The 25,940-nt window shown below is 43.3% G+C and carries 18 protein-coding genes; 7 read left to right on the top strand and 11 right to left on the bottom strand.

Annotation, left to right across the window (positions count from 1 at the left end; translation table 11 throughout):
• Window positions 1-127: 127 nt before the first annotated feature.
• The gene (locus tag Q4592_RS14125; protein WP_303514183.1) at window positions 128-1,054 is read right to left on the bottom strand and encodes a hypothetical protein; all 927 of its coding nucleotides are present in this window, start codon (window positions 1,052-1,054) and stop codon (window positions 128-130) included.
• A 295-nt stretch (window positions 1,055-1,349) separates the two neighbouring features.
• Here Q4592_RS14125 and Q4592_RS14120 point away from each other — a divergent pair, with 295 nt between their 5' ends.
• Window positions 1,350-1,838: a GNAT family N-acetyltransferase gene (locus Q4592_RS14120; protein ID WP_303514180.1), complete on the top strand. Its 489-nt coding sequence runs from the start codon at window positions 1,350-1,352 to the stop codon at window positions 1,836-1,838.
• Here Q4592_RS14120 and Q4592_RS14115 read toward each other — a convergent pair.
• The 7 genes from Q4592_RS14115 to phoB form a co-directional block, all read right to left on the bottom strand.
• Window positions 1,835-2,710 (bottom strand): Dyp-type peroxidase, encoded by an 876-nt coding sequence (locus tag Q4592_RS14115; protein WP_303514178.1) that lies wholly within the window; start codon window positions 2,708-2,710, stop codon window positions 1,835-1,837. The two genes, Q4592_RS14120 and Q4592_RS14115, sit on opposite strands and share 4 nt — an antisense overlap.
• 974 nt (window positions 2,711-3,684) lie before the next feature.
• The gene (locus Q4592_RS14110) at window positions 3,685-4,134 is read right to left on the bottom strand and encodes a tetratricopeptide repeat protein (RefSeq protein WP_303514177.1); all 450 of its coding nucleotides are present in this window, start codon (window positions 4,132-4,134) and stop codon (window positions 3,685-3,687) included.
• Between the two features lie 123 nt (window positions 4,135-4,257).
• The gene (locus tag Q4592_RS14105; RefSeq protein WP_137671455.1) at window positions 4,258-5,232 is read right to left on the bottom strand and encodes a PstS family phosphate ABC transporter substrate-binding protein; all 975 of its coding nucleotides are present in this window, start codon (window positions 5,230-5,232) and stop codon (window positions 4,258-4,260) included.
• Between the two features lie 243 nt (window positions 5,233-5,475).
• Window positions 5,476-6,930, bottom strand: coding sequence for a polysaccharide lyase family 7 protein (locus Q4592_RS14100; protein WP_303514174.1), 1,455 nt, complete (start codon window positions 6,928-6,930; stop codon window positions 5,476-5,478).
• Window positions 6,931-7,132: 202 nt separating this feature from the next.
• The gene (locus Q4592_RS14095) at window positions 7,133-8,536 is read right to left on the bottom strand and encodes a transporter substrate-binding domain-containing protein (protein ID WP_303514173.1); all 1,404 of its coding nucleotides are present in this window, start codon (window positions 8,534-8,536) and stop codon (window positions 7,133-7,135) included.
• A gap of 179 nt (window positions 8,537-8,715) precedes the next feature.
• A complete protein-coding gene (gene phoR / locus Q4592_RS14090) occupies window positions 8,716-10,017 on the bottom strand; it encodes a phosphate regulon sensor histidine kinase PhoR (protein WP_303514171.1) in 1,302 nt (433 codons plus the stop codon).
• Window positions 10,018-10,023: 6 nt separating this feature from the next.
• Window positions 10,024-10,716 (bottom strand): phosphate regulon transcriptional regulator PhoB, encoded by a 693-nt coding sequence (gene phoB / locus Q4592_RS14085; RefSeq protein WP_137671459.1) that lies wholly within the window; start codon window positions 10,714-10,716, stop codon window positions 10,024-10,026.
• Window positions 10,717-11,035: 319 nt separating this feature from the next.
• Between phoB and Q4592_RS14080 the strand changes: the two genes are divergently transcribed.
• The 3 genes from Q4592_RS14080 (at window position 11,036) to Q4592_RS14070 (ending at window position 15,297) form a co-directional block, all read left to right on the top strand.
• A complete protein-coding gene (locus Q4592_RS14080; RefSeq protein WP_303514169.1) occupies window positions 11,036-11,917 on the top strand; it encodes a mannosyl-3-phosphoglycerate phosphatase in 882 nt (293 codons plus the stop codon).
• Between the two features lie 2 nt (window positions 11,918-11,919).
• Window positions 11,920-13,131, top strand: coding sequence for a glycosyl transferase (locus tag Q4592_RS14075; RefSeq protein WP_137671461.1), 1,212 nt, complete (start codon window positions 11,920-11,922; stop codon window positions 13,129-13,131).
• 237 nt (window positions 13,132-13,368) lie between these two features.
• A complete protein-coding gene (locus Q4592_RS14070) occupies window positions 13,369-15,297 on the top strand; it encodes a bifunctional UDP-sugar hydrolase/5'-nucleotidase (RefSeq protein ID WP_303514165.1) in 1,929 nt (642 codons plus the stop codon).
• Window positions 15,298-15,474: 177 nt separating this feature from the next.
• Here the strand turns inward: Q4592_RS14070 and Q4592_RS14065 are convergent, their stop codons facing one another.
• On the bottom strand, window positions 15,475-18,015 hold the full coding sequence (locus Q4592_RS14065) for an immunoglobulin-like domain-containing protein (protein WP_303514160.1): 2,541 nt from the start codon (window positions 18,013-18,015) through the stop codon (window positions 15,475-15,477).
• A gap of 916 nt (window positions 18,016-18,931) precedes the next feature.
• Between Q4592_RS14065 and Q4592_RS14060 the strand changes: the two genes are divergently transcribed.
• A complete protein-coding gene (locus Q4592_RS14060) occupies window positions 18,932-22,090 on the top strand; it encodes a carbohydrate-binding protein (protein ID WP_303514157.1) in 3,159 nt (1,052 codons plus the stop codon).
• A 457-nt stretch (window positions 22,091-22,547) separates the two neighbouring features.
• Window positions 22,548-23,264 carry a flagellar brake protein gene (locus Q4592_RS14055; RefSeq protein WP_303514155.1) on the top strand — a complete coding sequence of 239 codons (717 nt, stop codon included), beginning with the start codon at window positions 22,548-22,550 and terminating at the stop codon, window positions 23,262-23,264.
• A gap of 83 nt (window positions 23,265-23,347) precedes the next feature.
• Here Q4592_RS14055 and Q4592_RS14050 read toward each other — a convergent pair whose 3' ends face one another.
• Window positions 23,348-23,749, bottom strand: a complete 402-nt coding sequence (locus Q4592_RS14050) for an XRE family transcriptional regulator (protein WP_303514153.1) — start codon at window positions 23,747-23,749, stop codon at window positions 23,348-23,350.
• Between the two features lie 107 nt (window positions 23,750-23,856).
• Between Q4592_RS14050 and Q4592_RS14045 the strand changes: the two genes are divergently transcribed.
• Window positions 23,857-24,999: a hypothetical protein gene (locus Q4592_RS14045; protein WP_303514150.1), complete on the top strand. Its 1,143-nt coding sequence runs from the start codon at window positions 23,857-23,859 to the stop codon at window positions 24,997-24,999.
• 32 nt (window positions 25,000-25,031) lie between these two features.
• On the opposite strand, the gene Q4592_RS14040 is transcribed toward Q4592_RS14045, so the two are convergent.
• Window positions 25,032-25,889: a hypothetical protein gene (locus Q4592_RS14040; RefSeq protein WP_303514147.1), complete on the bottom strand. Its 858-nt coding sequence runs from the start codon at window positions 25,887-25,889 to the stop codon at window positions 25,032-25,034.
• Window positions 25,890-25,940: the final 51 nt, after the last annotated feature.

The following is a 25,940-nucleotide window of genomic DNA, read 5'->3' as shown; positions in this document are numbered from 1 at the left end:
ACGAAAGAAGGAAAACGTTTACATGAGAATAATCAATATGCAACAGTTACGCTTCTAACCTCAACAATTGGCGGCTTTAAATAAAAAAACACCCCAGTGAGAGGTGTTTATAGTGGAAAGGCAGCGACTAATACTTACGTGAGTATTGTGCAATAACAACACCAAATATCGCTAAGATGATAATGCCAAAGGTGCTCGGCTCTGTTACCAATACACGTGGTTCAGGGTCTGAAGGATCTCGGGCCCAAACGTTCAAATGCGAAATGCCTTGAGCGTTATTCCCTTGAGGGTTAAGAAAATCATTTGTATTTAGGGTACCAGACAGTTTGTAAGGGGTAGTAAAGTTAAGCGTTGAATTAGGGAAATCACTCAACTCTTGGGCAAAGATATCGATAAAATCGAAATCGTACAGAATGAAGCCATTAGAGGCTTTTACCGAGAACGCTAAATGATCGAAGGTAGCGCCTCCCAGAATCTGGGAGACTTGGTCAATAATGCTTGGATCTGTCTCTATCTGCCACGTTAGCGATTTACATTCACCGGTAACCCCTTCCACACAAGTAAAACTCATACTGAGCAAAGCACCAATGTCTAAGGAAAGCCCACCATTAACCACCGGACCAACTTGGTTGTAATCGACATCTAGGTTTTCATTGACACTGGCTAAGTGGATCCAACCAGGATCATCAGCCACATCGACAGGATTGTTATCGAGGTTTTGTAACTCATCAGGCTCAATAAAAAATAAGGAGTTACCAGGCCCGTAAGTAGTATTTAGCAGTCCATCATTCTTTTGGCCAATATTCACATTGGGTTTATTCTCAGCATTATCATCGTTGCCATCAAACACCAAACAAGAACCTGCTGAATAAGATGGATTTGCGCCACCAAGCAGCTCGTTCGCCTGACCGGATTCCATAATGGAAGTCAGGGTTACTCGAGATGGATCGCACACGCCTCCGGGGACAAAAGATGTAACAGGTACCGCCCAAGCGATGGTGGTAAATAATGAGGCCAAGCTAAAACCCAAAATCGACAATAATCGTTTACTCATAAAACCCTCATTAGTATTTACTGGCTCTAGTGATAGCACTGCACTAACCGAGAAATATCCAACAAAAACTAAACGCATAAACCACGCCAAAAATTTATTCACATTCCTTATCAACAAGTTGACTTATTGCTCAAAAGTCAAAGTTAACAACTTGTAAAATATACTGACGTTTGTACATATCTTTTTACATTGACAAAAGCAATTACAAATCAATAGCTTATTAAGGCTAACAATCATCTAGAGGAGACGCTTTCAAGTTGTTAAACTCAGGGAAAATACGTAATACGAGTAAACCATGAGCACCACCATTTATTACTTAGAGCAAACTGATCCCACGCAAATAAAGGGCAAGACCCTTCCCTCAGAAATCACTGTGAGCGAAGTGACGAAGCATCAAGCTGAGAGTAGCTTGGCCTTTTACACCGAAGTAGGTAAACATTGGCAATGGACAGATAAGCTGGGTTGGAGCCAACAACAATGGCGAAATTACACGTCGGGTGAGCAGCTAAAAACCTATGCCGCCTATCTAGGATCTGAGTTTGTAGGATACTTTGAACTAGAAAAACACCCTGATAACAGCATAGAAATTGCTTACTATGGTTTAAGTAAAGCATTTTTAGGCAAAGGCTTAGGCGGGGGCTTATTAACCCGCTGTATAGAAACAGCCTGGCAATGGCCAACCCATAGAGTGTGGGTACATACTTGTGATTTAGACCACCCCAGCGCGCTGGCTAATTATAAAGCGCGAGGGATGAGCTTATATAAAACAGAGCAGGAAGACTAAAACTGCAAGTAACTAAGATCGAGTTTATCTCCGGCTACTGGTGGGCACCAGTAATAGGCAGTGCTTAATGGGCGACTAAACTCAAACAAGCCGTCTTCTATGCCATCTTCGCAGCCTAACATACGTTTTAACTGCGCTTCAAAAGGGTAAAAGCTGTTAGCAAAACAGACAAAGTTTAATCCGCAGTCTTGCTGCTTAACCCATGGCAAGCTTCGGCGTAACATAAAGGCCTCAGGGCTAAAGCTTTCTTGCGCGGTACGACGAGTATGTGCAGACGGCGGAGACTCTGCAAACTCTACGTTATCGCTTTTTCTACGGCCTATTAAGTCATCTTGTTGCTTACTCGGTAGGCTATTGAAGTGTTTCATTTGATGTTGCCACTTTTGAACCGCTAACATCGACGATCCCTCAACACCAGGCTCACCCGTTAACGCAACAACCGCTGCGGCATTATCTTCAGGATTTTCAGTGCCATCTTCATAACCGGTTAAGTCTTTACCACCACGATGACAAAAGCCCTCTACTTGCTCGTTCACACTAAATGTTGGGCATAACACTGCTAGCCACTCTTGTACTCTTAGCATCACTTCACCGGGATCACTGCCACTTACCCTAAGCCATAAATCATCTTGATTGGCTGGGCTGGTGCGTTTTACGCCTTCAATGCTAATCGCACTTTTTAAACCCGGGATTTTGCTGCTGTTTAAGGCAAGTAAAGGTGCGCCAAAACCAATAACACTGTCGTCAGCATTATAAGTATCAACTAAAGATGCCAAGCACGCAGCTAAAGATTGCTGCTCAACTAAGCTGAAACGTAAGAAGCTTGCATGGCTTTGTTCAGCCTTAAGAATAAGCGGTTGGATCAACGACATAAATAACTCTCATTTAGCTTTCATTGCTAAGCAGTATAAGTAATTTTTGGCCGAAGTAATTTGATAAGAAGTAAATAAAACGATGAAATGAAAAATGCCTGATGCTTTTCGCTATCAGGCATTCTAATGCATTTGACTCATAGTGTTTCTCGCTCAGGTTACTATCACTCTTTCGCTACAGCGAAAGGCTAAGTGCTAAGCCCACATGTTCAAATGTGAGGATTAACGGTGTAGGTTGTTAGAATCAGTAGCTTTGTTGTAACCCGCAGCTTTAGTAAAATAGTAAGTGGTATATAAAGAACCGAAGTAATCAAACATAGTGTTTCTCCCAATAAAAATAAAAGTGTGAACCAAGTCACGAAACGAATAATAATGTGACACATGTCACATTGCAAGTTTATTTTAGAGTTTTTACTGAAATACCTAACAGAAAGGAGAAGAACAGCGAGAGCTGGGAACCCACATAAAAAATGCCTGAAAGAGCGAACTCATTCAGGCACTGGGTTTATCGTGATTCATTACATTTATCTCTGTTGTCGTTTACCTTGCTCTAAGCATCCAAAACGAACATAAGCTAACAATGCTGAACCAATGATCGGATGAAGAACCATATACTCACCTATAAGTTAGTGGCTTAGCGGTGAATATCTTTGCGAGTTTCGCAATAAAAGTTGTAATCATCAGCTTTCGTAAAATAATACGACGAGTAAAGTGCACCAAAGTAATCAAACATAATCGTTCTCCTAAGTATTTAATATTGTTAATGACTTGAACTAAGTGTGAACCAAGTCACACCTATAATTTAATGTGACATGAATCACATTTCAAGTGACAATTTAGTTAAATACAAAACTCACTTAGATCTGCTGTTGAAAAGAGTTTCATGGCAAACAGTAAGCGATTTATTGCTAGTTATCTTTACCAGGCCATATAAATAACTATTCATCGACTGTCTCAAGCTAACGACAAAAACCTTAATTTTCAGCAATATAGCGATTTATTGCTGATGTAAGCTGCATTTTTTCTTCACAGTCACCGCAATATTGCTCTAAACGTTGTAGATTTTGCTGAGCGCGCTGCGGCTGCCGCATACTCAAATACAGTTCACCCGAGTATTCCAGCGCCCCTAGGTGTGAAGGTTTGATCGACAAAGCCTGCTGGTAGGCATACAAGGCTTGTGAATATTGGCCTAACTTACGCTGACTAAACCCCAGTAAATTCCAGGCATCTGCTGAGCGTCTGCCCTTAGAGCTTTGAAGATAACTTTGTAGCCAGGTACTTGCCGCACTGTAGTCTTCCTGCGCAACAAGCTTCTCTACTTTTGCCAACGGTGATTTATCACTACTGGATTCATAGCGCCCACTACCCGCTGCTAGCACTTGGGTGCTGATCAATAAACTCACGAACACTAATTGCCTAATCATACCGCTCTCCCTCTGTTATTAAGATTAAGTACGATACGCACTAGCAAATGGATTGGTTTGTTGTTCCCTAAAACGCAAAAACCCCCGCCAAGGCGAGGGTTTGTATATTAAGCGAGTCTCAAATTATAGAGAGATGCCTAATTTTTCTAAGTCAGCCATAACCACTTTTGAAGGTAGTGGTACGTAGCCGTCTTTAGCAACAATAGTTTGACCTGTTTTAGACAGAATCATTTTTAGGAACTCACGGTCCATAGGTGCTAAAGGCTTGTTAGGGTGCTTGTTAACGTAAACGTATAAGAAGCGAGAAAGTGGGTATTTACCCGTAGCAGCGTTATCTAGGCTAGCTTCAATGTAGTCGTTACCTTTCTTAGCAAGAGCAACGGCTTTAACACCAGAGGTTTTGTAACCGATACCTGAGTAACCGATTGCGTTCAACGAAGAAGACACTGATTGAACCACTGAAGCAGAACCAGGTTGCTCGTTTACAGTGTTCTTAAAGTCACCTTTACACAATGCTTTCTTCTTGAAGTAACCGTAAGTACCAGATACTGAGTTACGACCGAACAATTGAATGTCTTTATCAGCCCACGAACCGTCTAGGCCAATTTGACCCCAGCGGTCGGCAACGCCATTCTCGCCACACTTAAGTGTAGAAGAGAAGATGGCGTCAACTTGAGCCAGGTTTAAACCTTCAATTGGGTTATCTTTATGTACAAATACTGCCAATGCGTCAATTGCTACGCGAACTGGAGTAGGCTTGTAGCCAAAACGTTTTTCGAAGGCTTCAACTTCTTTGCTCTTCATCTGACGGCTCATTGGGCCGAACTGAGAAGTACCTTCAGTGAGTGCTGGAGGAGCAGTAGAAGAACCAGCAGCTTGAATTTGAACGTTTACGTTAGGGTATTCACGTTTGAATTCTTCAGCCCACAAAGTCATCATGTTAGCTAAAGTATCAGAACCTACAGAAGAAAGGTTACCAGAAATACCGGTGGTCTTTTTGTATTCCGGTAGAGTGGCATCCAGGCCAGCTGCAAGTACGGTAGTTGTTACCAATGAAGCAGAAATAGCTACTGCACTAAGCAATTTTTTAAATGTCATCTTTATCTCCATAAATGACGCGTTGAGTTATTTTCGTCATGTAGTATTGGTGAATTCGATGACAATTATATTTCTAATGTGTGACAGTTATATGTCAGCCTCTTTTTTTCGTAAAAAAACTGTCTTTCTTTAAAAGCTTTTGATTTAACCCGTTGATTTATAATCACTATTCAATAGAAAATAATGGCACTTTTTTGGTATTTAGCGAATCAAGCCCGGTAGTTAGGCTACCGGGCTTAATTATTAAGGGTTGTAACCGTCGTGACTATTGTTCAATACGTAAAATGTAGCTTGAACATAATCATCATCATCACCCGATTTATTTTGATTATATACACCAGCTTTAAAGTACATGTATTGGTCGGCATCATCATAGCTGCTGCTACTCATGTTGTAGCTCGCCGTTACTTGATCTTTGCCCTCACGATAAATTGTTACATAAAGCATATTTGCAACTACTTTAATTCGGTAACTGAACTTCTCATCTAGTGCGATACCGTCTGCAGGGTTACTGGCACTGTCACTGCGGCTTCCTATCATCTCTACCCAATCGTCACTCGATGCATTACGTGATTCATGTGCAAAGTAAATCGCACCATTTTGGTTATTAGGTAATTTTCGGTAATAAAGTCTAATGGGTTCGTCGTCATTGGCGTGGATCTGTCCAATAATCACTCGACCGATCTGATAAGCATCACCAGTGGTGGTAACGTGGTTCACCGCCAAAGTGGCAAACAGTTCACCATTTACCCCACCCGCGGCAGTTTGCGCACTGGACGGCGCGCTAGAAAACACCCAGTTGTTTTTATTTACGCCTTGGGTCTTAATGCTGGTATTGCCACGTCGCAACATTTCACGCAATTCAGTACGTACATAGGTAGTATTGGCCGAGGTTTTATAACCGTAAATCGGGCTTTTAAATACCATGCCTCCATCTGCGCCAGTATAAAAGTACTCGTTGTTTTCATAGCCGTTGTTGAGCTCTGATTCTTTAATCGAATCAGCAGTACCCGAGTTATCCGTATCTGTAGGAATACTTAGGTACCAATCTTGGAGATCAAAGTTAGCCGATGGTGGCAACGAAGGGTTAAGGTCTTCAACTGGCTCTGTCACCTCTTCGTCATTACAGCCCAAAGCGGTAATTTCAATCAAACTGTTCCAATTGCTTTCTGAGTTTCCATTACCAGTAACTCGCAAGTATTGAATATCTTGATGCAAGGTATCACTGGTGTCTATAAACTCTGGAGTGCCTGTAGCGTTGTCAGAGTTGCCACCAGTAACCACATCTTGCCAGGTGACATTATCAGTTGAGATAGCCACATCGTAATACGTTGAACGCTCTGTATTGTTTAGCCAATAAAGGCTCAGGCTATTAAGAATAGAAGGGCTGCTCAGGCTAAAAGTAATCTGTTTACCGATACCTTCTGAAGACCAACGTGAGTCACTGTCGATACTGCCGTCTATCGCATTCTCAGGTCCAAAGCCCACTTTATGGGCGCCATCGTCACTGGCAAGCTTAAAGATCAAATCTTTAGGCGCACTGCAACTAGGATCTACCGGCTCGCCCGGCTCTTCTGGTACAGTCGGTTCATCAGGAACACTTGGTGTGGTGTTGCCTCCTCCCACTTCTGAAGAGCCTCCACAGCCGACAAGAGGTAAACAGATGGCTAGCGCTAAGGGGGTTACGTAAAGCTTCATGCTTGAGGGTTATCCTAAAAACTCACTATTGTATTACAATACTAACTTTAGATATTTAGTTTAGCAATTAGCACACTTATTGAATTATCTATGTTGTGAGCTAAGCAAAAAAAAACGAGCCTTTAAGCTCGTTTATTATCGCCCTATCTTTGGGCCTTTTGTGGGATTGGGTTATTTAGTAAAGCAGATTGGAGAATTCTCTCTACTCATCTTCGCGCTGGTTCTCTAGCTCCAAGGCTAAGGTATACGCAATGTAGTATTTGTATACATTAGAGACATACCGCACCGTTTCCTTGCCAATAATACGCCCAGCTGCAATTTCTACATTTCCAAACCAAGCATTGGGGTCTAAATTCATTTCCTTAGCTAAGCGGCGCATTTGGTTCATTTTGGTTGGGCCGGCATTATAGGCAGCCCAAATCAGCGCCATTCGCTCACTCTCTTCTATATCGTCTTCATTAATATAATGCTCTCGAAGCCACGCTAGGTATTTAATACCGGCGGCTATATTTTGTTCTGGATCAGCTAAATCGTTGTAGCCCATTTCTTTAGCGGTTGACGGTAGCAGCTGCATAATTCCGCGCGCGCCACGGTGGCTCACCTTACTATTATCTAAACCCGACTCTTGATAGCCCTGCGCGACCACCGCCAAATAATCAAATTCGTATTCATTAGCGTATTTTTTAAAGAAAGGCACATAACGATTAAAGCGATTTCGGTCTTCCGAATTGGCAAGCCGGCTAATCCAAGCGGTGTGGTCAAAATAGCGATTAAGCAAAGTATTTCCCAGTAAACTGCCCTGCTTCACTTGAGTATTCACAAACTCTTGTAAGTTTGCTTGTAGCTTAGGGTTAGAATTTCGTACCGCCCAACCTAAGCTTTGTCCTTGACTGGTTTTTAAATGGTTGTCTATGCGGATATCTTTAAATACTTTTTCCCACAAACGTGCTTTGTAATCATCAATTACCGTATACCGCATAACCCCTGCGTTAACCATTTCCAGCACATCTTCAGACAGCAGGTTGCCATCAGCTTCAATCACTTTAATCGGTTTAACACCCCGCAGCTTCAAGGTGAAATTAAGCGCTTCAAGGTGTTCGGCATAACTACTGCCATGCATTACATAGATTTTCTTGCCAGATAAGTCTTGCCAACTGTTTACCTCGGGAGCGTCTTTATGGCTGACCAGTACTTCGCTAATGTTATCTGCATTGCCCAAGGCAAAGCTCAACTGTTTTTTCCGCTCTGGCGTTGCAGTTAAAAATGCCGCCACGATATCACCACGGCCAGCTTCCAAGGCAGGGATTAACTGATCAAAGTGAACGGGCACTATTTTAACTTTGGTTTTGTTTACGTCTCGGCGAATGCCTTGATTTAGAAATTTCTCGTAAAGATTAAGCAGTTCGATTTGTATGCCTAAGGGGCGGCCGTTTGCTAAATGAAAATCAGATTTACCATAGGTCACCAGCGCGCGAACAATTTTGCGCTCTTTTATTTCGGGCAAGTCGCCAACAAAAGGCTCTTGGATATAGAAAGGAAATTGCAGTAGGTCACTACTTTCAGTCAACGCCACCTCATCATCTGCGGCATTCGCGGTAAAAGGCATCAACCCAAGACAGAAAAGGCTCAATAGCAACATGAAGTAAGGTCGAAAAAGCGAGAATAACGTCAAGATAATAACCATAAAAATCAAACTTATATTTTAGTATAAGCTCAATTGCCTAAAAAAAATGGTCATCACTTAAAGCTGTGAAGCTACGCATTGCGTCCAAGAAAGAAGAGTATTTAATCCTCTGAAATAAACAATTTTCGCGGGATAATAAAGCTAAACGTGCTGCCTTTTGTCACACTACTTTTTATTTTTAGTTCACTGTCGTGATGCTGAAGCGCGTGTTTAACAATCGATAAACCCAAGCCTGCACCGCCAGTATCGCGCGAACGCGCTTTATCTACACGATAGAAACGTTCGGTTAATCTTTGCAGGTGTTTGGGGGCTATGCCGGGGCCTGAATCTTTTACAGCAAACAAAGCACCAAGTGGAATCAACGTAAGGCTAACTTCAATCTTCCCAGGCTCACCACAGTACTTAATTGCATTCCCCAACAAATTGCCACAAGCACTGCGTAGCTGCTCGCGGTCGCCTTTAATATGAATATCAGAATCAATATTAAAGCTAAAGCTATGCTGCTTGTCTTTGGCAAGACCTGTCACTTCGGCTTCGAGATTACCAACCATCGCTGAAAAATCGATAGTCTCTTGATTGTCTTCAACCGACGCCGATTCAATTCGAGCCAAGGTAAGTAGTTGGTTAACCAGATTTTCCATGCGACTACTTTGATCAAGCATGGTATTGCGCGCTTTGCCCCAAATCATTGGGTCAACGTCATCTTGATCTAGCATTTCCAAATAGCCGCGCATCACCGTGAGTGGTGTACGTAATTCGTGGCTTACGTTAGATACAAAACGTTTGCGCATTTTTTCTAATTTACGTAGCTGGCTAACATCGCGAATGACCAATAGCAATTGTTGTTGGCTGTAAGGCATGGCGCGAAACTCTAACCATACATTGCTTTGTACTGGGCTAATAATTTCTAAGGGTTGGTCGAAACGACCTTTTCGTAAGTAGTTAACAAAACTAGGGGTTCGAACGAGGTTGGTTAAGTGTTGTCCGGCATCGGCTGGCCACTTTAGGCCCAACATGCCTTGCGCTAATTGGTTACACCACAAAATTGCGCCGTCTTGATTAATCACCACAATGGCATCGGGCAAGGCCTCGGCACCTAAGCGGAAGTACTTCATTAACTGGGCAAGTTCACGCTCTCGGCCAAGCCGGCGCTTAAGCATATTATATATGCCATGAAATACTGGTTCCCAACTGCCAGAACCATGAGGTGGAGATAACTTACGCTGGTTATATAGCCAATCTAGCAACTTATGTTGTTGGTTATACATCCAAACAATATGGATGACCGCCGCCAACAAACACATTTCTAAGGTATAGCCGGTAAACATACCTAAAACGAATAAAGGCGAATAAACTAACGCTACTCGCCATATTACGCGTTGCCATGAGAAAGGCACAAACATTCGTCGTTACTTCACCCTAGTTGAAAAACGGTAACCAGAACCACGTACAGTTTGAATTAAACGATCATATCCCTGTAGGCCAATTGCTTTGCGCAAGCGGCGAATATGTACGTCTACTGTCCGATCTTCTACATACACGTTAGTACCCCAAACATTGTTTAGCAGTTGCTCACGGCTATATACACGCTCAGGATGCGTCATAAAGAAGTGCAGTAGCTTAAACTCTGTTGGCCCCATATCCAAGGGTTCATTTTCAACACTCACTCGGTGCGATACCGGATCAAGGCGCAAACCCTGAACTTCAATGGTTTCTTCTAAAGAGGTTGGCGAAATACGGCGAATAACCGCTTTTACACGCGCCATTAATTCTTTAGGTGAAAATGGTTTAGTTAGGTAGTCGTCTGCACCCGCTTCAAGGCCTTGAACTTTGTCTTCTTCTTCGCCTTTAGCGGTAAGCATAATCACCGGGATTTGACGCGTTAGGTCGTGGCGACGCATGTGCTTAATAATTGAAATACCACTGCCACCTGGCAACATCCAATCTAACAATGCCAATTCTGGGTAGGGTTCTGTAAGTTTTGCTATGGCTTGATCATAGTCAGCAGCTTCAATCGGCTCGTATCCATGCTGCTCTAATACAAAACACAGCATTTCACGGATTGGCGCTTCATCTTCTACAACAAGTATCTTCCTGGGCATCACATTCATCTCAATCTAAGAAACTGTGGCAATTATGCGACGTATTAATGACAGATTTATGACAGCAATAAGTGTAAATCAAAGACTTAAGTAAATACAGCCAGACCCAATTTGGTGCAAGGAAACTATTAAATGTTAGCGCTGCACCAATCAAGTTCAACGCAAGTCTTATCACTGGTTCGACAGCATAGCTTAAATCAATAGTTAACAATATGAATAATAAGGTTTTTTATACAGGTTAGTGAAAATAAATTACGGTTATGGCATTGCTCGTGCTTTGTTAACCACAAACGCAATTAGGCTAACATTTAGGGGCAGCATGCAGTATTTCGCTAAGCAACTATCGTCAACAGAGCTATACACTAACGCCAGCAGCATTTTGGTATTTACCGATTTAGACGGCACCTTGTTAGATCATGATAGTTATAGCTATGAGGCCGCCCTACCTAGCTTAAACCAATTAAAACTGCTTAAAGTGCCCGTCATTTTCAATACCAGTAAAACCTTTATGGAAGTATTGGAACTGCAAAAGAAAATGTCCTTACAGCAGCCATTTGCCATTGAGAATGGCTCAGCGGTTTGCATTCCAGCAGACAGTCCAATCCATCACGAAGAGCTAAGTCCACTCAACGTAGGTAAGCAACACTGGAAAATAAAAACCTTTGGCCCAAGTTACCCTGACATTTGCCAGTACTTGAGTGTATTGCGCCAAAAGTACCATTTTCGTTTTCAAGGTTTTAACGATATGAATGTTGCAGAAGTGCAACTTAACACTGGCCTACCTAAGTATGATGCACAATTAGCCAAACAAAGGATGGCCTCTGAGCCTTTGTTATGGAACGACAGCGACGAACAACTCGACTTATTTATTAAAAAGCTCGAAGCCCACAACTTAGCGGTGATTAAAGGTGGCCGCTTTTACCACGTAAAAGCCAAGTTTGATAAAGCCGACGCCATGTTATGGCTAACCAGCACCTACCAGCAACATTACCAACGCAAATTTACCAGCATTGCGCTTGGCGACAGTGACAACGACCGCAGCATGTTAGAGCAAGCCGACGTGCCGGTGGTTATCCCTAAAAAGCACTCATCTGCGTTAATGATCAATCACCCAAATTCAAGCCTAGCGCCCTACCCGGGCCCTTATGGCTGGCATCAATCGATGCAACAGATTTTACATTCCATGATAAACGGAGCATAACCATGGCTGATTTCTATCAAAACGGTATTGTGACAACCTTACATAACTTAACTGATCGCCCACTCGAAGAGTTAGAGCAGGAGCTTATAGCGTTCTCAAAAGTTAGACCGATGAGTTTGGTACTTCCCTCCTTATTCTCAGAGTTGGAGCGCCCAGCGCTAGCCACTATTGTGGAAGAGCTGGCTAAAGTACCTTATCTCAATGAAATCATCATTGGTTTAGATTGCGCCACCGAAGAACAATTTGCCTACGCCAAAGAGTACTTCTCAGGGCTGCCACAACATGTTCGTATTTTATGGAATGACGGCCCACGCTTACGCGCCCTTGATGCCCAATTGGCCGAGCATAACCTTGCCCCCAAAGAAGCCGGTAAAGGCCGCAACGTGTGGTACTGTTTTGGGTATGCGCTTGCCTCAGGCAAAAGTAAAGCCATTGGCCTACATGATTGCGACATTACAACCTACGACCGCAGCATGCTAGCGCGCTTAATGTACCCCGTTGCTAATCCCTTGTTTAACTACGAATTCTGTAAAGGCTTTTATGCCCGCCATGCCGATGGCAAGTTAAACGGCCGAGTAGCTCGCCTGTTAGTGACTCCACTGCTTAAAGCCTTGAAGAAAATTGAAGGCTACGACGATTACCTAGAGTATTTAGATAGCTTCCGTTACTCCTTAGCAGGCGAGTTTTCGATGCAGTCAGACGTACTTAATGACTTGCGGATCCCGTCAGATTGGGGCTTAGAAATTGGTGTGTTATCAGAGATTTACCGCAACCATTCTACTAACCGTATTTGTCAGGTAGATATTGCCGATGTTTACGACCATAAACATCAAGACTTAAGTTTAGATAACCTTGATGCTGGTTTGGCTAAAATGGCCACCGATATCAGTAAAGCTGTCATTCGTAAACTGGCCACCCAGGGCCATACTTTTAGCCCCGGTAAATTGCGTTCACTAAAAGCCACCTACTATAGAATGGCCTTGGACTTTATCGATAACTACCACAGCGACGCCTTAATTAACGGCTTAACCTTAGACCGCCACGCCGAAGAAGACGCTGTTGAACTGTTTGCCAAAGCCATTACTGTAGCCGGTGAAACCTTCTTGGAGAATCCGTCGGCGACACCGTTTATTCCAAGCTGGAACCGTGTACAAAGCGCCGCACCAGACTTTTTAGAACGTTTATACGAAGCCGTAGAGGCAGATAACTGCTAACTCCCCCGTAATACGCTCGGTAGGTCACTACCGAGCTGCTTTACTCACCCTTTATCTTCGCTTGTTATTTCCTTCACTCAATTTAGAAAACAACAATCTTGGTAAGTATGTGACATTTTTATTATATAGAGTTTACTTGGCATGATGCTGCTCACACTATCCTAAGGTCATACCAGCCTAAATAGGTTTCCCAATAAACGTTTATTAACATTTCGACGGAAATCTAAAAGGAATTTTATGCTGATTAAAACCAAACTGTCTTTAGCCGCTGCGGCTATTTTGGCACTTAGTGCATGTGATAATGACAACAATATCCAGGCTGAGCCATTTCAACTCACCATTGCTCATATCAACGATACCCACTCTAATTTTGATCCCCGTTCCCTCGATTTTGTAAATGCAGACTTATCGACAGAGAGTAGCAATTTTGATGTTAGAACCAGCGTTGGGGGTTACCCACGTTTAGCCACTCAGTTAAAGGCAGCGCGAGCGGCTGCCGCTGAATCGGGGATGCCGTTCTTGGCTCTGCATGGCGGCGATGCTTTTCAAGGTTCTTTGTATTTCAACCTGTTAAAAGGCGAAGGTAATGCCCGCTTGCTGAGTCAAATGGGGCTTGACGCAATGGCGGTAGGTAACCATGAGTTTGACTTAGGAAACGACGCCTTAATCGCATTTTTAGAGGATGTTAATTTTCCAGTGCTTGCTGCCAACATGGATGTTAGTGCCGACCCAAGCTTGGCCAACCAAACTAATCTGCAACCTTATGTAGTTAAAGAATTTAACGGCGTACGAGTAGGCATATTTGGCTTAGTATTAGAAGACATGCCCACCATATCTTCGCCGGGAGAGCTCCTTACATTTGAGTCTGAAGTAAGCTCTGCTCAAGCCACTGTTGACGCCCTGCACGCAGACGGAGTTAATAACATTATCATGGTCAGTCACATCGGCTTAGATCGTGACTTGCGTGTGGCTAATAACGTTAATGGCGTAGATCTCATCGTTGGCGGCCACTCTCATACTTTACTGGGCGATTTTTCTAACCTTGGTTTAGGTAATGGTGATGCCAATACTGATTACGCCGAGCTCATTACCAACCCTGACGGACAAAGCAAAACCTGTGTGGTTCAAGCTGGTGAATATGCACAAGCCGTTGGACAAGTCACAGTATCGTTTAGCGCCAATGGCGAAGTGATAAACTGTGAAGGCCGCAATACTCTGCTTATTGGCAGTGATTTCTTACATGAATATGTTGAAGACGCCGGTCGAATTGCTTTAAGCAGTGAAGACCAAACCGCAACCGAAAACTTCGTGAGCAAACAAAACAACATTGCGGTGACAACTGAAGATTTAACAATGCGAGCCATCATCGATACTGATTATTTGCCCCAAGTTGCTGCCTTCCAAGGACAAGTAATTGGCACAATTAACGATGCTAACGACCCCGTAGATACTCAGCAACTCGACCACGTACGTATACCGGGTAAAAACCGTGGTGGAGCCTCTTTGGCTGGAACCGGCTCAGAAGCAGGCGTTCACGTTGCTACATCAATGGTTTGGAAACTTAATAACGCGGGTTATAAGGTAGATATGGCAATTACCAATACCGGTGGAGTACGTGATCATATCATTGTGGAACAAGGCAACAGCGGCGTTACTGCAGGATACATAATGGGTAGCTTACTGTATTTTAGCAACCAACTCGCGGTGGTTGAACTTAAAGGCCTCGATGTAAAAGATTTACTCGAAACGGCTATTGATTACGCCAGAACCACCTCATCGGGAGCCTTTCCTACCTTCGCCAATCTGCAGTTTACGTATAACGGTACCGCTGCTGAAGGCAAGCGCTTGGAATCATTACAAGTGTGCCCTGGTGGTGTTGAGGCAGGCAACTGCGCTAACATAGAAGATGAAACCGTTTATCGCATTGCCACCAATGCTTATATTGCAGCAGGCCGCGATGGTTACAGCATATTCTCCGAACGCGCACAAAGTGCTACGGTAAACAGTGGATTTGTAGACAACGAAGTAATGATTGAATACATCCAATACCTCACCACAGAAGGCAAAGCCTTAGTGGAGCTTGCTACCGGCTTAACTTATATTCCAGTGGCAGGTGACTCTATCGATGATCCTTTGCTAAAGACTCAAGACAACCTAAACCTTTAATCCCAAAAAAGTACACAAATAGGCGAATATTCTTCGCCTATTTCTAAGTCCCTTCCACTAACGTTCTTGTTACGTTTTTCCCACGAACGCTGCAGCCAGATTAACGATGGCTTTTTTGTTTAAGTGGAATCACACAACACCGCTGACCTCGCCACTTTTCAGGCTTTAGTTTTCAGCTTAATTAGCTCGACAAGTGCTGCTGTTTCCTCTTAGTGCTAACCAGTTATCCTCAACTTGCTTGCTGGTGTATACACGCCCAACAACGGCACCGTGTAACGCGCTAAATCGACCCGTTTGCCCACTATTCGGAGAAATATTGTTAGCAATACACTGCTTAGGGTTTTGTGGATCAGGTCCCCAAGTCACGGTGTAGTAGTCACAACCAGATTGCCCCAACCAACCTGCGGGATCTGAGCCACGAGCATTATACGGTTTACACCCTGCGCCTTCTCTAGGATCTGGCGGAGCACATGAATCTGGCGAAGTATGAACCCCAACAGAATCAATTCGGTCAACAAACTCAATAAGTGGATCGTAATTAATAATGTCTGACAGTGCTGGCATTACACACATTGCCGCCACCATGCCGCGTTGCACACCTAATGTTATGCCCATATATGAATAACCAGGTAACGAAGCAGAACCATCGATATATCCATAGGGGTCACGCTGAGCTTTGCTACCAAAACGTGAAGAACAGGTTCCCGCCGCACCGTTATAGCATTGGCCGTCAAATACATTTTGCCAATACTCTCTAGCACCACGCGATTTTTGGTCTCCCCACACAGGAACCTCGCCAATAGTGTTTACTTGGTCTAGTTCATGAGGACCTAAGTTAGCTGAGTCAGATATCTTGCGCGATGTGCCGCTAAGCACCGTTGCTTTGCTTGAATCAATCAACAAGGAAGAGGCAAACACAGCAGGTAAAAAGTGCCCTAAATGCTGACCCGCACCAGAGCCATAATAGCGTGTCGGCTCGCCTTCACCATGCATAGCCGCGTAATAATCTAAGCCGTAAGTCAGCATAGCAGCCAAGGCACTGCGCTTTTCGCTAAAGAGATTGTCGTCTGAAAACATCGTCATCAGCGCGCTGTTATAAGTTTGAGCAACCCCCGCAGAATAGTCATCAACAAGAATATGGGCGCGAAAAGCTCGGCCACCTTCGGAGTAGAAACGCTGATTCTCATCCAACAAACCAAATATACCGATGTGATGACTCCAGCGCCTACGCACGGACTCAAAATCAGCACTTGTTGCGCCAACTAATTCTGAGCGGGCTGGTAAACGAGAAAAATCAAAGGCACTCATCGATGTAATGGCTTTATCTGTTCCACTAATCGGTGGACGTAAAGAGTCTTTACCAAAATCTGCAGGCGGAGCATCGAGTATCGTTAGCACTTGATAAGCATCAGCACACTCTCCTTCTATGGCACCCGTTCCACAAGGTGAAGACTCGCTTTCGTTACGTTGAATAACAGCAACAATAGAAGTAATACGGTTATAAGAAACAGGTAATGATAGAGCAATGTTTTCGCTGGCAGAATAATTACCGTAATCACGAGAGCCGTTTAATAAGCCAAGAGATTCCAATACAGGATCAGCATCAGCACTAATATTGCCACTTCCTGCCATACTGGTAATCGTAACGCTCGATTCGCCATTAGCCGGGGCTACCCAGTAATCACCATTAACAAATCTCCCCATTTTTACAGCAGCACCATTTGACGATAGCCCCCAGTTAAATTCCGCCGTTTTATTACCATCATTCAGGTTAACAGGTGCCACACTGACCGAAAGCTGCTTATCCTCGCAATAATCATAAACCGCAAGATTACACGCGTAACCTTGGCCCACGTTTATATTTGAATCCGTGACGGTAACCGAACGAATAACAGTTGCAGCCTTTAGGCCTTGAGAATCCTGAAGATCATAGCGAACAATATAAGTGCCAATCTCATCGGTATTGAGGGCTGTACTATCGATAACAATATCTGAGGAAATATCACCATCTTCTTGATCAAGCCCGGTAGCACCTAGTTCTTGGTAAGCCGTATTTTGGCTAAGTGAAATTGCACTTAAGCCCACTAACGAGATGACTGGTGTTTGATTAGCTTGTTCCGCAACAACATTGATTGTTCGAATAACTTCGCTAGCAGCTAAGCCCATAGAATCAAAAAGGTTATAGCGAACTTGGTAAACACCCACTGTACTTAAGTTAAGGTTGTCGGCATTAATCATAACCTCGTTAGAAATGTCGCCGTCTTCTCTGTCTGCTCCTATAGCGCCTTGCTCAATATAATTATCACCAAGCAATAACGTCATATTGGCTGGCCCAGTTAAAGCAATCGTTGGACGACTATTTTGCGGGGTAGCGTTAATCACATTAACTGTTCTAAGTACTTCTGCTGCGGGTAAGTCTGAGGAGTCTTTAAGGTTATAATAGACCTTATAGCTGCCTACTTTACCCTCGATAACTTGACGACTGTCGATCACTATATCTGCCGAAATATCGCCGTCTTCAGGGTCTAAGCCAAAAGCGCCTTGCTCTGAGTAAGATTCCGCGAGTGAAATGGATGTAGACGATGGTCCGATAAGCGTAATACTGGGAGCTTGGTTTGCATTTTTTTCTCTTGCCTGCTGCCCGTCACTACCTCCACAACCAGTAATGGTTATACACATCACAAGCACCGGAGTTAATATCCCTTTAACTATTTGCATATCACTATTTCCATATTCTTTTAAATGTTACGGCAAAACGTATAAACTATTAAAGCGTTGCCAATAAGCGACAGATCACAAAAGCCACGACTAAAGAAATCGAGTTATAAAATATAGAATTAAGTTTTAAAAATAAAGCCAAAAACAAAAGAATTAAAATCAAATAACAACAATATAATTAATCACCCTTTAAAAATAACAGTAATTAACGAAATGATAACTCGACACTAAGTGAATAAAATCATGAGTAATTAATCAGCGTTAAACAAGTAACTATGATGGTCAAGCTTTCCAGTAGAACAACCTCCATCCATATTTATCTCTCTTGACCACATAGGCTGAGTGAGCATCTCCTTGTCATTGACTAGCGCTTCTACCCTGCTCTGTGCTGGTCTCCTCAAACCTTCAAACACAAACTAGAGCATGCGCATACGGCAAAATTTGCCCCCTTCTAACTGCTTAAGCTAGCGGCGAAGTACTTAACGCCACCATCAGCTATCAACGTCATTTAGATTAAGCGGAATGTTCTGGCTAAATGTGTCACTAAGTAATTAAATTCACTTTCAGCTAGGTAATAAAAATAGTTATTCCCTAGCGCGCCAAATATACCAACTAAAAAATCATTCTTGCTGCAAATAGATGTTTTCAAGATCTACCATTAATAACCATACAATATAATAACTAGTTTGTTATTTACGATCACACTTTTAAATATTAAATGTACGATATTTTATACAAGGCAATGATAAACATTATTATTACTTGGCCTTTGTTTACGAGATGCTATGGTGCTGCCCGCATAAAATCTAATAACAGCAAACCACTTTTACTTTGAGTAGGCATTTGGAGGGGCGTGGCTAACGTCTTAGCAAGCAATTACCGCTCACTATTAACAGCTATTCAGGGACATAATGAAATGACCTTTAGAAAAACGTTGCTGGCGTTAATAAGCATTGGAGTATTGTCTCCAGTTTGTTCAGCGGAAGGACTTCAACAATTTGAGCTAAACGATGGCAGTTCACTCGCAGCGGACTTAGGGGTATCGGCAAAAATAGAAGCCGAAGACTACACCGCAATGTCTGGGATAAAAACCGAACCTTCAAGTGAAGGCGGATTAAATGTAGGTTGGGTGGAAGTTGGCGACTGGCTTGAGTACAACGTTAACGTCGTTAAAGCCGGTACTTATAATGTGCAATACCGCGTGGCGAATAAAAAAGCCGGAGGGAAGTTTGATGTAGCGTTGAATGGAACCAAGGTACATAGCGTAACGGTTCCACAAACAGGTGGCTGGCAAAAATATGTCACAGTAACAAAATCAATCTACCTCTCGGCTGGAAACCATACATTAAAGTTGTCAGCAACAGGGGCCGCTTGGAATCTTAACTACAGCGAATTCAAATTAGTTAATGCTGCTGAGGACATTGGCGAGATCAATCCCATTCCAGGCAAAGTAGAGGCCGAAGAATACAGCCAGATGTCTGGTGTTAAAACTGAGTCTTCAAGCGAAGGGGGATTGAATGTTGGCTGGATAGATGCTGGAGACTGGCTGGAGTACAACGTTAAGGTAGCCCAAACAGGCACTTATGACGTCGGGTACCGAGTAGCCAGTATCGCTAATAGTGGTAAGTTCGATGTCTCTGTAAATGGCGTCAACATGCACTCGGTAAGTGTTCCACAAACCGGTGACTGGCAACGCTATGTTACGGTGAATAAACCAATGCTCCTTTCTGCGGGGAGCAACAAAATAAGGCTTACAGCCACTGGCTCGGCGTGGAACATTAACCATAGTGAATTTACACTAAACAATGCCGATTCCACCCCTGAATCATCACTGCCGTGGAGTGATCCTGGTTTTAGTATTTCCCAAGAAACTAAAAATTGGTCATCTGGCGTGATAGACATCTCCGGTGTTGCATCAGCAGATATCTCGATGAGTATTGAAGGTAGTGATGCTGCTAAGATGGAAGCGTCAGATTATCTTAATGTATTCTACAAAGTAGATGGTGGCGAACAAATCCCTCTCTCTAAGAATACTGACGGATTTACCAAAAAGCAGATCACTGCAAAAGGAATTATAGGCTCAAGCATAGAAATAATCGTTGTTGGTGCCACCAGTTATCAAGATGAAACCTATTATGTTTCTGAGGTGGAGGTAACGAATGGTGACGAGGATACGGGCCCTGGTAATCCTGACCAAGGCAATCCCGATGAAGGTAACCCTGACCAAGGTAATCCCGACCAAGGCAATCCCGATGAAGGTAACCCTGATGAAGGTAATCCTGACCAAGGTAATCCCGATGAAGGTAACCCTGATGAAGGTAATCCCGACCAAGGCGCACCTGATTTAGAAGCCCCAGAAGTCAATCAGCCTAACATGGTATTTGATGGCAGCATGCCAATCTTTTTTGATTTTTCCGATGCTAGCGACCTCGCATTACTGTCGGTAAAAACGGGATCTTCTTCGCTGGTCAATAAAAACGTTGCTCAAGGAAAATTTACCCTTCAACCAGAATGGTCTAACTCAGAAAACACCATCACTTTAAGTGCTCTTTCCAATCAAGAGGATTTAAGATCTGCAAGCCTGTCTGTAGATATACAGCTAGCAACAAGCTATATCAACAACGGACAAATGACCGTTACTATGGCCTTAACCGATAATCAAAACAGAACACGCCGAGTGAACAAAACTCTCAGCGCTTCTCTCTTTACTGCAGATAAACTAAATCGTTTCGAAGTAGATGCTCAGCGAGACATTCTTAATGACGAAGAGTTTGATTTAAGCCAAGTATCTTCAGTTCAAATCCATTTAAACGCCAATGGTAAGCCACCATCCATTAACGGCGATATTGTATTCGACAACTTTGTTGTGAACACCAGTGATACTTCGCACGCCTGTGAAAAAGGTGTAAATATTGACCCAGGCGTTAGCATTCAATCGGTGATCAATGCCAACCCAGCCGGAACAACCTATTGTTTAGCCGCAGGTCGATTTACTCAACAGTCAATCAAACCTAAAACAGGAGATACCTTAATTGGCGCAGGTGCGCATTCTGGAGGAACCGTGTTAGATGGTGAGCATATAACTGAAAAAGCCATCACTATTGGCAGAGGAAATGAAGTATCAAATGTCACCGTTAAGAACTTAAGGGTTAAAAATTATCGCCCTGGTGCTTACAACGGTGCCATCAATTTATCTACCCATGGCTGGTTAGAAATATTTGGTTCACCAACCAATACCCATCTAACTAACGTTCACGTGCACCACAATTTTGGCGACGGTATTTACGCTGGATCTGGCACCTACTTAAACGATGTTAAATCTACAGATAACGCTGCACTAGGTTTAGGTGGCTCAGGTAAAACCATTCATATGATTGGCGGAGAACTGTCACGTAACAATACTAACCTCTCTGCGGTAAATGAGAGCTACAAGTTAAACTGGCACAGCGGTGGGGCAAAAATTGTTACTGCAGACGATGTGATCATTCGTGGCGTTAACGTTGTAGACAATCTAGGGCTTGGGTTGTGGTGCGACATTACCTGTACCAACGCCCTTATTGAAGATAACTACGTTGCTAACAATGTAGGCATCGGCATTTTCTATGAAATTAGCTACGACGCAGTTATTCGCAACAATACCGTTATCGGGAATGGATTTGGTGATACCCGAGGCTGGATATGGGGAGGCGGCATTAGTGTAGGCACCGCTCGAGACATTGTGATTGAAGGAAACTGCTTACAAGGAAACAATCGCGGTATTGCGTTAATCGATCAATCAAACGAACGCGATCCAGAACGCATACATAGTGTAAACGCGGCCTACCGTGATAGCAGAGCCTATAAAACGGTTGATGTAATAGTAAGAAATAACCAGTTAATCTCTAACGGCTTAAGCGGTAGTGCCCAGTCAAATGGTGAAGACGGGGCTGTATTTACCACTACATGGACTAATAATACCTATAGCGCTGATTCTCGCTTTCAGTGGCAAAACTTAAGCAACGGTAGCCTTAATGCGTGGCAAAATAAGGGGAATGATCTAGGCTCGGCTGAAATCACCAAGTCATCCTGTCAATAACACAAGCTAACTCAGCAATTTAGCGAGTCCTTAAACAGCAACAATGAGCCTCTTCTGCTCATTGTTGCTGACTTTGTTGATTCGCAAAGCTCTTTTCGCCAATAAGCGTTACCACTAGCGCTGCACAGCAAGGCCATTACTTCGACTACATAAAATCGAAATCTGCTGAATTCGACACTGTAGTAAATATCACCTAAGTACCGAATATCGCCTAGTGACTTAAATCGCACCACTCTCTATTCGCAAAAAATCAATTTTTGCTTGAGAGCCTTGTAAAATTATCGCCTATCTTAATCACCTGTTGCTCGCATGAACCGTAAACGCATTGCGCTTATCATTACTTTTTTTGCCAGTGTGCTCGCCTTAGATGTTGAGCTTATGGCTGAAGAAATACTCTATAAAGAGGCGGAGCCAACTCAAAGCAACACACATCACTTTCATTTGAGGGGAACACACCTTGAGTAAACGACAAACCACCAATGACAGAGCGACCATTGTAAATACCCTGACTAAATTTCGTCCGGGTACCATGGTAGACATACAGCTATCTGCAGGCGACAGTCAACGAATAAAAGCTAAACTGGTGGGTTACCAAGAGGGTGGCTATTTTGCCTTTTCTATCCCCCAGCAAGTGTATGCAGAAAATATGCAGCGTGTTTTTGAAGGTAAAAGCTGTGTGGTAAGAATGATGGCTGAAGGCGACGTAGGGGTATGTGTAGCGTTCAAAACCCAGGTAATTACTTTAAATAAAAAGCCTCAGATTTTGCTGTTTGTTCAATATCCACAGCAAATCGAGTTTTTTAGCTTACGCAGCAATAGCCGCATTAGCACTCACCTACCGGTACTTGTGAGCGAGCAACAAGACACCAATACCTTGCCCGAAGATATTACACAGCAGCTTGAAGGCGTGGTCTTAGATTTATCTGAAGGAGGCTGTCGAATTGAGGTGGCCGCACCTGCAAACCAACATCGCTTAAGTATGGTGTTTGTACAACTCATTTTGCGCTTTCCACTAACCCCAGAAAAGCCAATTGTGTTAAATGGTCAAATCAAGAGCCAACAGCATAGCGCCTCTAATACCTTGCGAGTGGGTATTCAGTTTGAAACAAATAAGCATTTAACCGCAATGTTCAACAAACTAAATCTATTTACTCACCCAGGTTTTGCTGCCTAGCCTTTTGCTGCGCAGAATAGCGCCACATGCTGTTTTACTGGGGGAGTCGTTTGTATCCACCAAACACAAACAGCTGCTGAGCCTCAGCTTTTTTTAGCATGTAACAATTTGTCTATTTGATAAATCACTTCCAGTTCTTCGGCGCTGCGCGAAAGCAATACATCCCACATTTTCAACATAGACGCTTTTGCTGGCGGTTTGCCACCCGCCAAGCGCTCGGCGGCAGTTAGGGGTAAAAGCTGTATCACACTGATATCCATCGCTTTTGCTATTGCACACATATCTAAAAACGTTAGCTGGCCAGTGCTTTCTCTGTCTAGCTTGGTATATACAGAGCTCGTGGGTAAACCGGCCTTATCGGCCAAGGTTTTTTTCGACCATGACAAATTGGCCATTAAAAACTCGATTCGCTCAATCAACATACCTCTTATTTCAGCGTCTTTTAAACCAAAAAACTCGTAGCCTTCACTGTCTAAATTTGGCATTCCATAATCCGTAATATTGCCTTGTCACTCTTCCAATATATAGAAAAAGGCTTTGTTAAGCTAAGCCTAAGTTAACAAATCAGACCGAACTAACTGAGGCAAACACAATGAAATATCTACCTTCATATACACTAAAAGCAAGCGCAGCAATATTGCTCATGTCGGCTGCTAACCTTGCTTTAGCGGCTAACAAACCGGGCGACGATTTACCTTACTTTAATGCTCAGCGAACAACTGCACAGCCTACTGTTGAGGTGGCAGACTTCACCGGGAAATCGAACCAACAACTGGCGGTTTACTTAGCGACACAACCGCGAGAGCAAGCGCCTCAACATATCGTAAATAGCTTTAAAGTTGCGGTAGAAAACAACCGAAAAATAGCCCCTGAGTACACCGCAATGATGGAGCAACAAGCCGTTATCCGAGGCGTACCAGTAGAACAACTATTTGCTGAAGCCAGCATGACCGATTGGGCGGTGAACCAAAAAATCATTAAATCGATGCAACAACAGCAAGCGGTCAAAGACATGAATGGCTGCACCACAGTAGCGTTTAACAATGGTATCGTTGGCCAAACTAACGATTTAGCTATAGCGGCGTTAAGCGCGAATACCACCATAGTAAAAACGGATGACGTGATGTTTTTACCTACCGATGGTGCTCACTTTCAAGGCATGGGCAAACATGTAGGCATTGTGATTAATTTCTTAGGGGTAACCGCAGGCGAAGATGGTTTAGGTCGCAGTAACTTAGTCTCTACCGATGCAATATTTGCCGCTGCTACTGGCGCTAAATCTATTCAAGATTTTATTACAACCATTGAAGGGTACACTAGCATTACGCCGCTTAATTTCACTCTAGCTGATGACCAAGGTAACCACGCCGCTATTCGTATCCATGCCGACGGTATGGAACTGCTTAGCGGTAATGAACGTGGTATCGGCCATGCTAATCATACCGAGCAGTTTAAACAAACCATGCTAGACAACATGGGTAGCTTTCAAGCGAATCAAGCTTTCTTTAATACCTTCGCTCGTGAGCAAGCCGTCTTCTCTTTCTTAGATTACTCTCCTGAGCTCAGTGTTGAATCTATGCAGTGGTTGTTTAACAAAAAGCCGATTAACCTCTCTAAATATCAGGGTAAAGACTTTGTTACCGTAGAGGCGATGGTATTCGATGTTAAAAATGGCTGCGCCTATGTAAGCGGTGATAACCCTCGCTTTACCTCTTACAGTAAAACCTGTTTCTAATCGCTCTTTTATGGCGCTGTCAACAAGCAGCGCTATTCCCCTGTTTGAGTAAGCGCTTGCCAGTTTTTCACCCGCTTTTGTGCAACTCCCGATTGCTCTAGGGCTTTTTGTACCAAACCCATACTAAACAAAATGTCTAAGCCTTGATCAATGGCTTCGGCAATCTTTTTGCCGCTAGGATGTTGCTTCGACACCATAAAATGACGGCTTTGAGTAAAACTAACCTTGTAGTTGGGGATAGGTAAAAACACGCCATATTGATCATAAATGGCTAACTCAGAATTATTAGGAAACTCTAGAAAGGCAATGCTAATTCGCTCTTTACTCAACAAACCAAACAATGACTGATTCCGATTAAGCTTCTTAATTTTAGTAAAACCAATTTGCTCAAGTTGCGCAATATCCTGATACCAGGTTTTACCAAGTGCCACCTGCGAGTCCAGAAGCTGCTCAATCTTTAGATCTTGCTCAAGTAAGGCCGAACCTTGTTTTACATAAAAGCCTTTCTCAAAGGTATTTTTAGCAATAACTGCCCGCGACTTATAAGTGCTTGTATCAAACTCACTCTCCCAAATATCAGATTGATAAACGGCCACACTTCCCTTTTTTACTTCGCGAAGACTACGGCCTGTGTTAGGGGAATAGGTAAATACTAATGAATGGTCTAACGAACTTAAACTCAGCGCTTGCACCATCAACAATAAGCTCACTGTTGCTCGATCAGAAACAGCAGAACGGTAATCGGTGATGTTTGCAGGATCACCACCTTTCAGTTCCAACAGCTGTTGGTAGTTGCTGATAGTACCTATATCACCAATAATGCTTACTTCTGTTTCAGCCATAGAGTGTAGGCTAAGACAAACTAAAACACTCGCTATCCACGCTCTCACTTACTCCCCTTCATGCTATTTGCATGCTTAAAGCCTGTAACTCACTCGCCA

Source organism: Agarivorans sp. 1_MG-2023, assembly GCF_030548385.1.
GTDB lineage: Bacteria > Pseudomonadota > Gammaproteobacteria > Enterobacterales > Celerinatantimonadaceae > Agarivorans.
The sequence above is the reverse complement of the archived record's forward strand: the minus strand, read 5'-3'. Positions and strand labels throughout refer to the sequence as shown.

Coding starts and splice junctions, on each gene's coding strand:
- Q4592_RS14070 (WP_303514165.1), top strand. CDS start 13,369: ATGCTGATTAAAACCAAACTGTCTTTAGCCGCTGCGGCTATTTTGGCA.
- Q4592_RS14100 (WP_303514174.1), bottom strand. CDS start 6,930: ATGAAGCTTTACGTAACCCCCTTAGCGCTAGCCATCTGTTTACCTCTT.
- Q4592_RS14075 (WP_137671461.1), top strand. CDS start 11,920: ATGGCTGATTTCTATCAAAACGGTATTGTGACAACCTTACATAACTTA.
- Q4592_RS14060 (WP_303514157.1), top strand. CDS start 18,932: ATGACCTTTAGAAAAACGTTGCTGGCGTTAATAAGCATTGGAGTATTG.
- Q4592_RS14065 (WP_303514160.1), bottom strand. CDS start 18,015: ATGCAAATAGTTAAAGGGATATTAACTCCGGTGCTTGTGATGTGTATA.
- Q4592_RS14110 (WP_303514177.1), bottom strand. CDS start 4,134: ATGATTAGGCAATTAGTGTTCGTGAGTTTATTGATCAGCACCCAAGTG.
- Q4592_RS14125 (WP_303514183.1), bottom strand. CDS start 1,054: ATGAGTAAACGATTATTGTCGATTTTGGGTTTTAGCTTGGCCTCATTA.
- Q4592_RS14095 (WP_303514173.1), bottom strand. CDS start 8,536: ATGCCTTTTACCGCGAATGCCGCAGATGATGAGGTGGCGTTGACTGAA.
- Q4592_RS14105 (WP_137671455.1), bottom strand. CDS start 5,232: ATGACATTTAAAAAATTGCTTAGTGCAGTAGCTATTTCTGCTTCATTG.
- phoR (WP_303514171.1), bottom strand. CDS start 10,017: ATGTTTGTGCCTTTCTCATGGCAACGCGTAATATGGCGAGTAGCGTTA.
- Q4592_RS14080 (WP_303514169.1), top strand. CDS start 11,036: ATGCAGTATTTCGCTAAGCAACTATCGTCAACAGAGCTATACACTAAC.
- phoB (WP_137671459.1), bottom strand. CDS start 10,716: ATGCCCAGGAAGATACTTGTTGTAGAAGATGAAGCGCCAATCCGTGAA.
- Q4592_RS14050 (WP_303514153.1), bottom strand. CDS start 23,749: ATGCCAAATTTAGACAGTGAAGGCTACGAGTTTTTTGGTTTAAAAGAC.
- Q4592_RS14045 (WP_303514150.1), top strand. CDS start 23,857: ATGAAATATCTACCTTCATATACACTAAAAGCAAGCGCAGCAATATTG.
- Q4592_RS14120 (WP_303514180.1), top strand. CDS start 1,350: ATGAGCACCACCATTTATTACTTAGAGCAAACTGATCCCACGCAAATA.
- Q4592_RS14115 (WP_303514178.1), bottom strand. CDS start 2,710: ATGTCGTTGATCCAACCGCTTATTCTTAAGGCTGAACAAAGCCATGCA.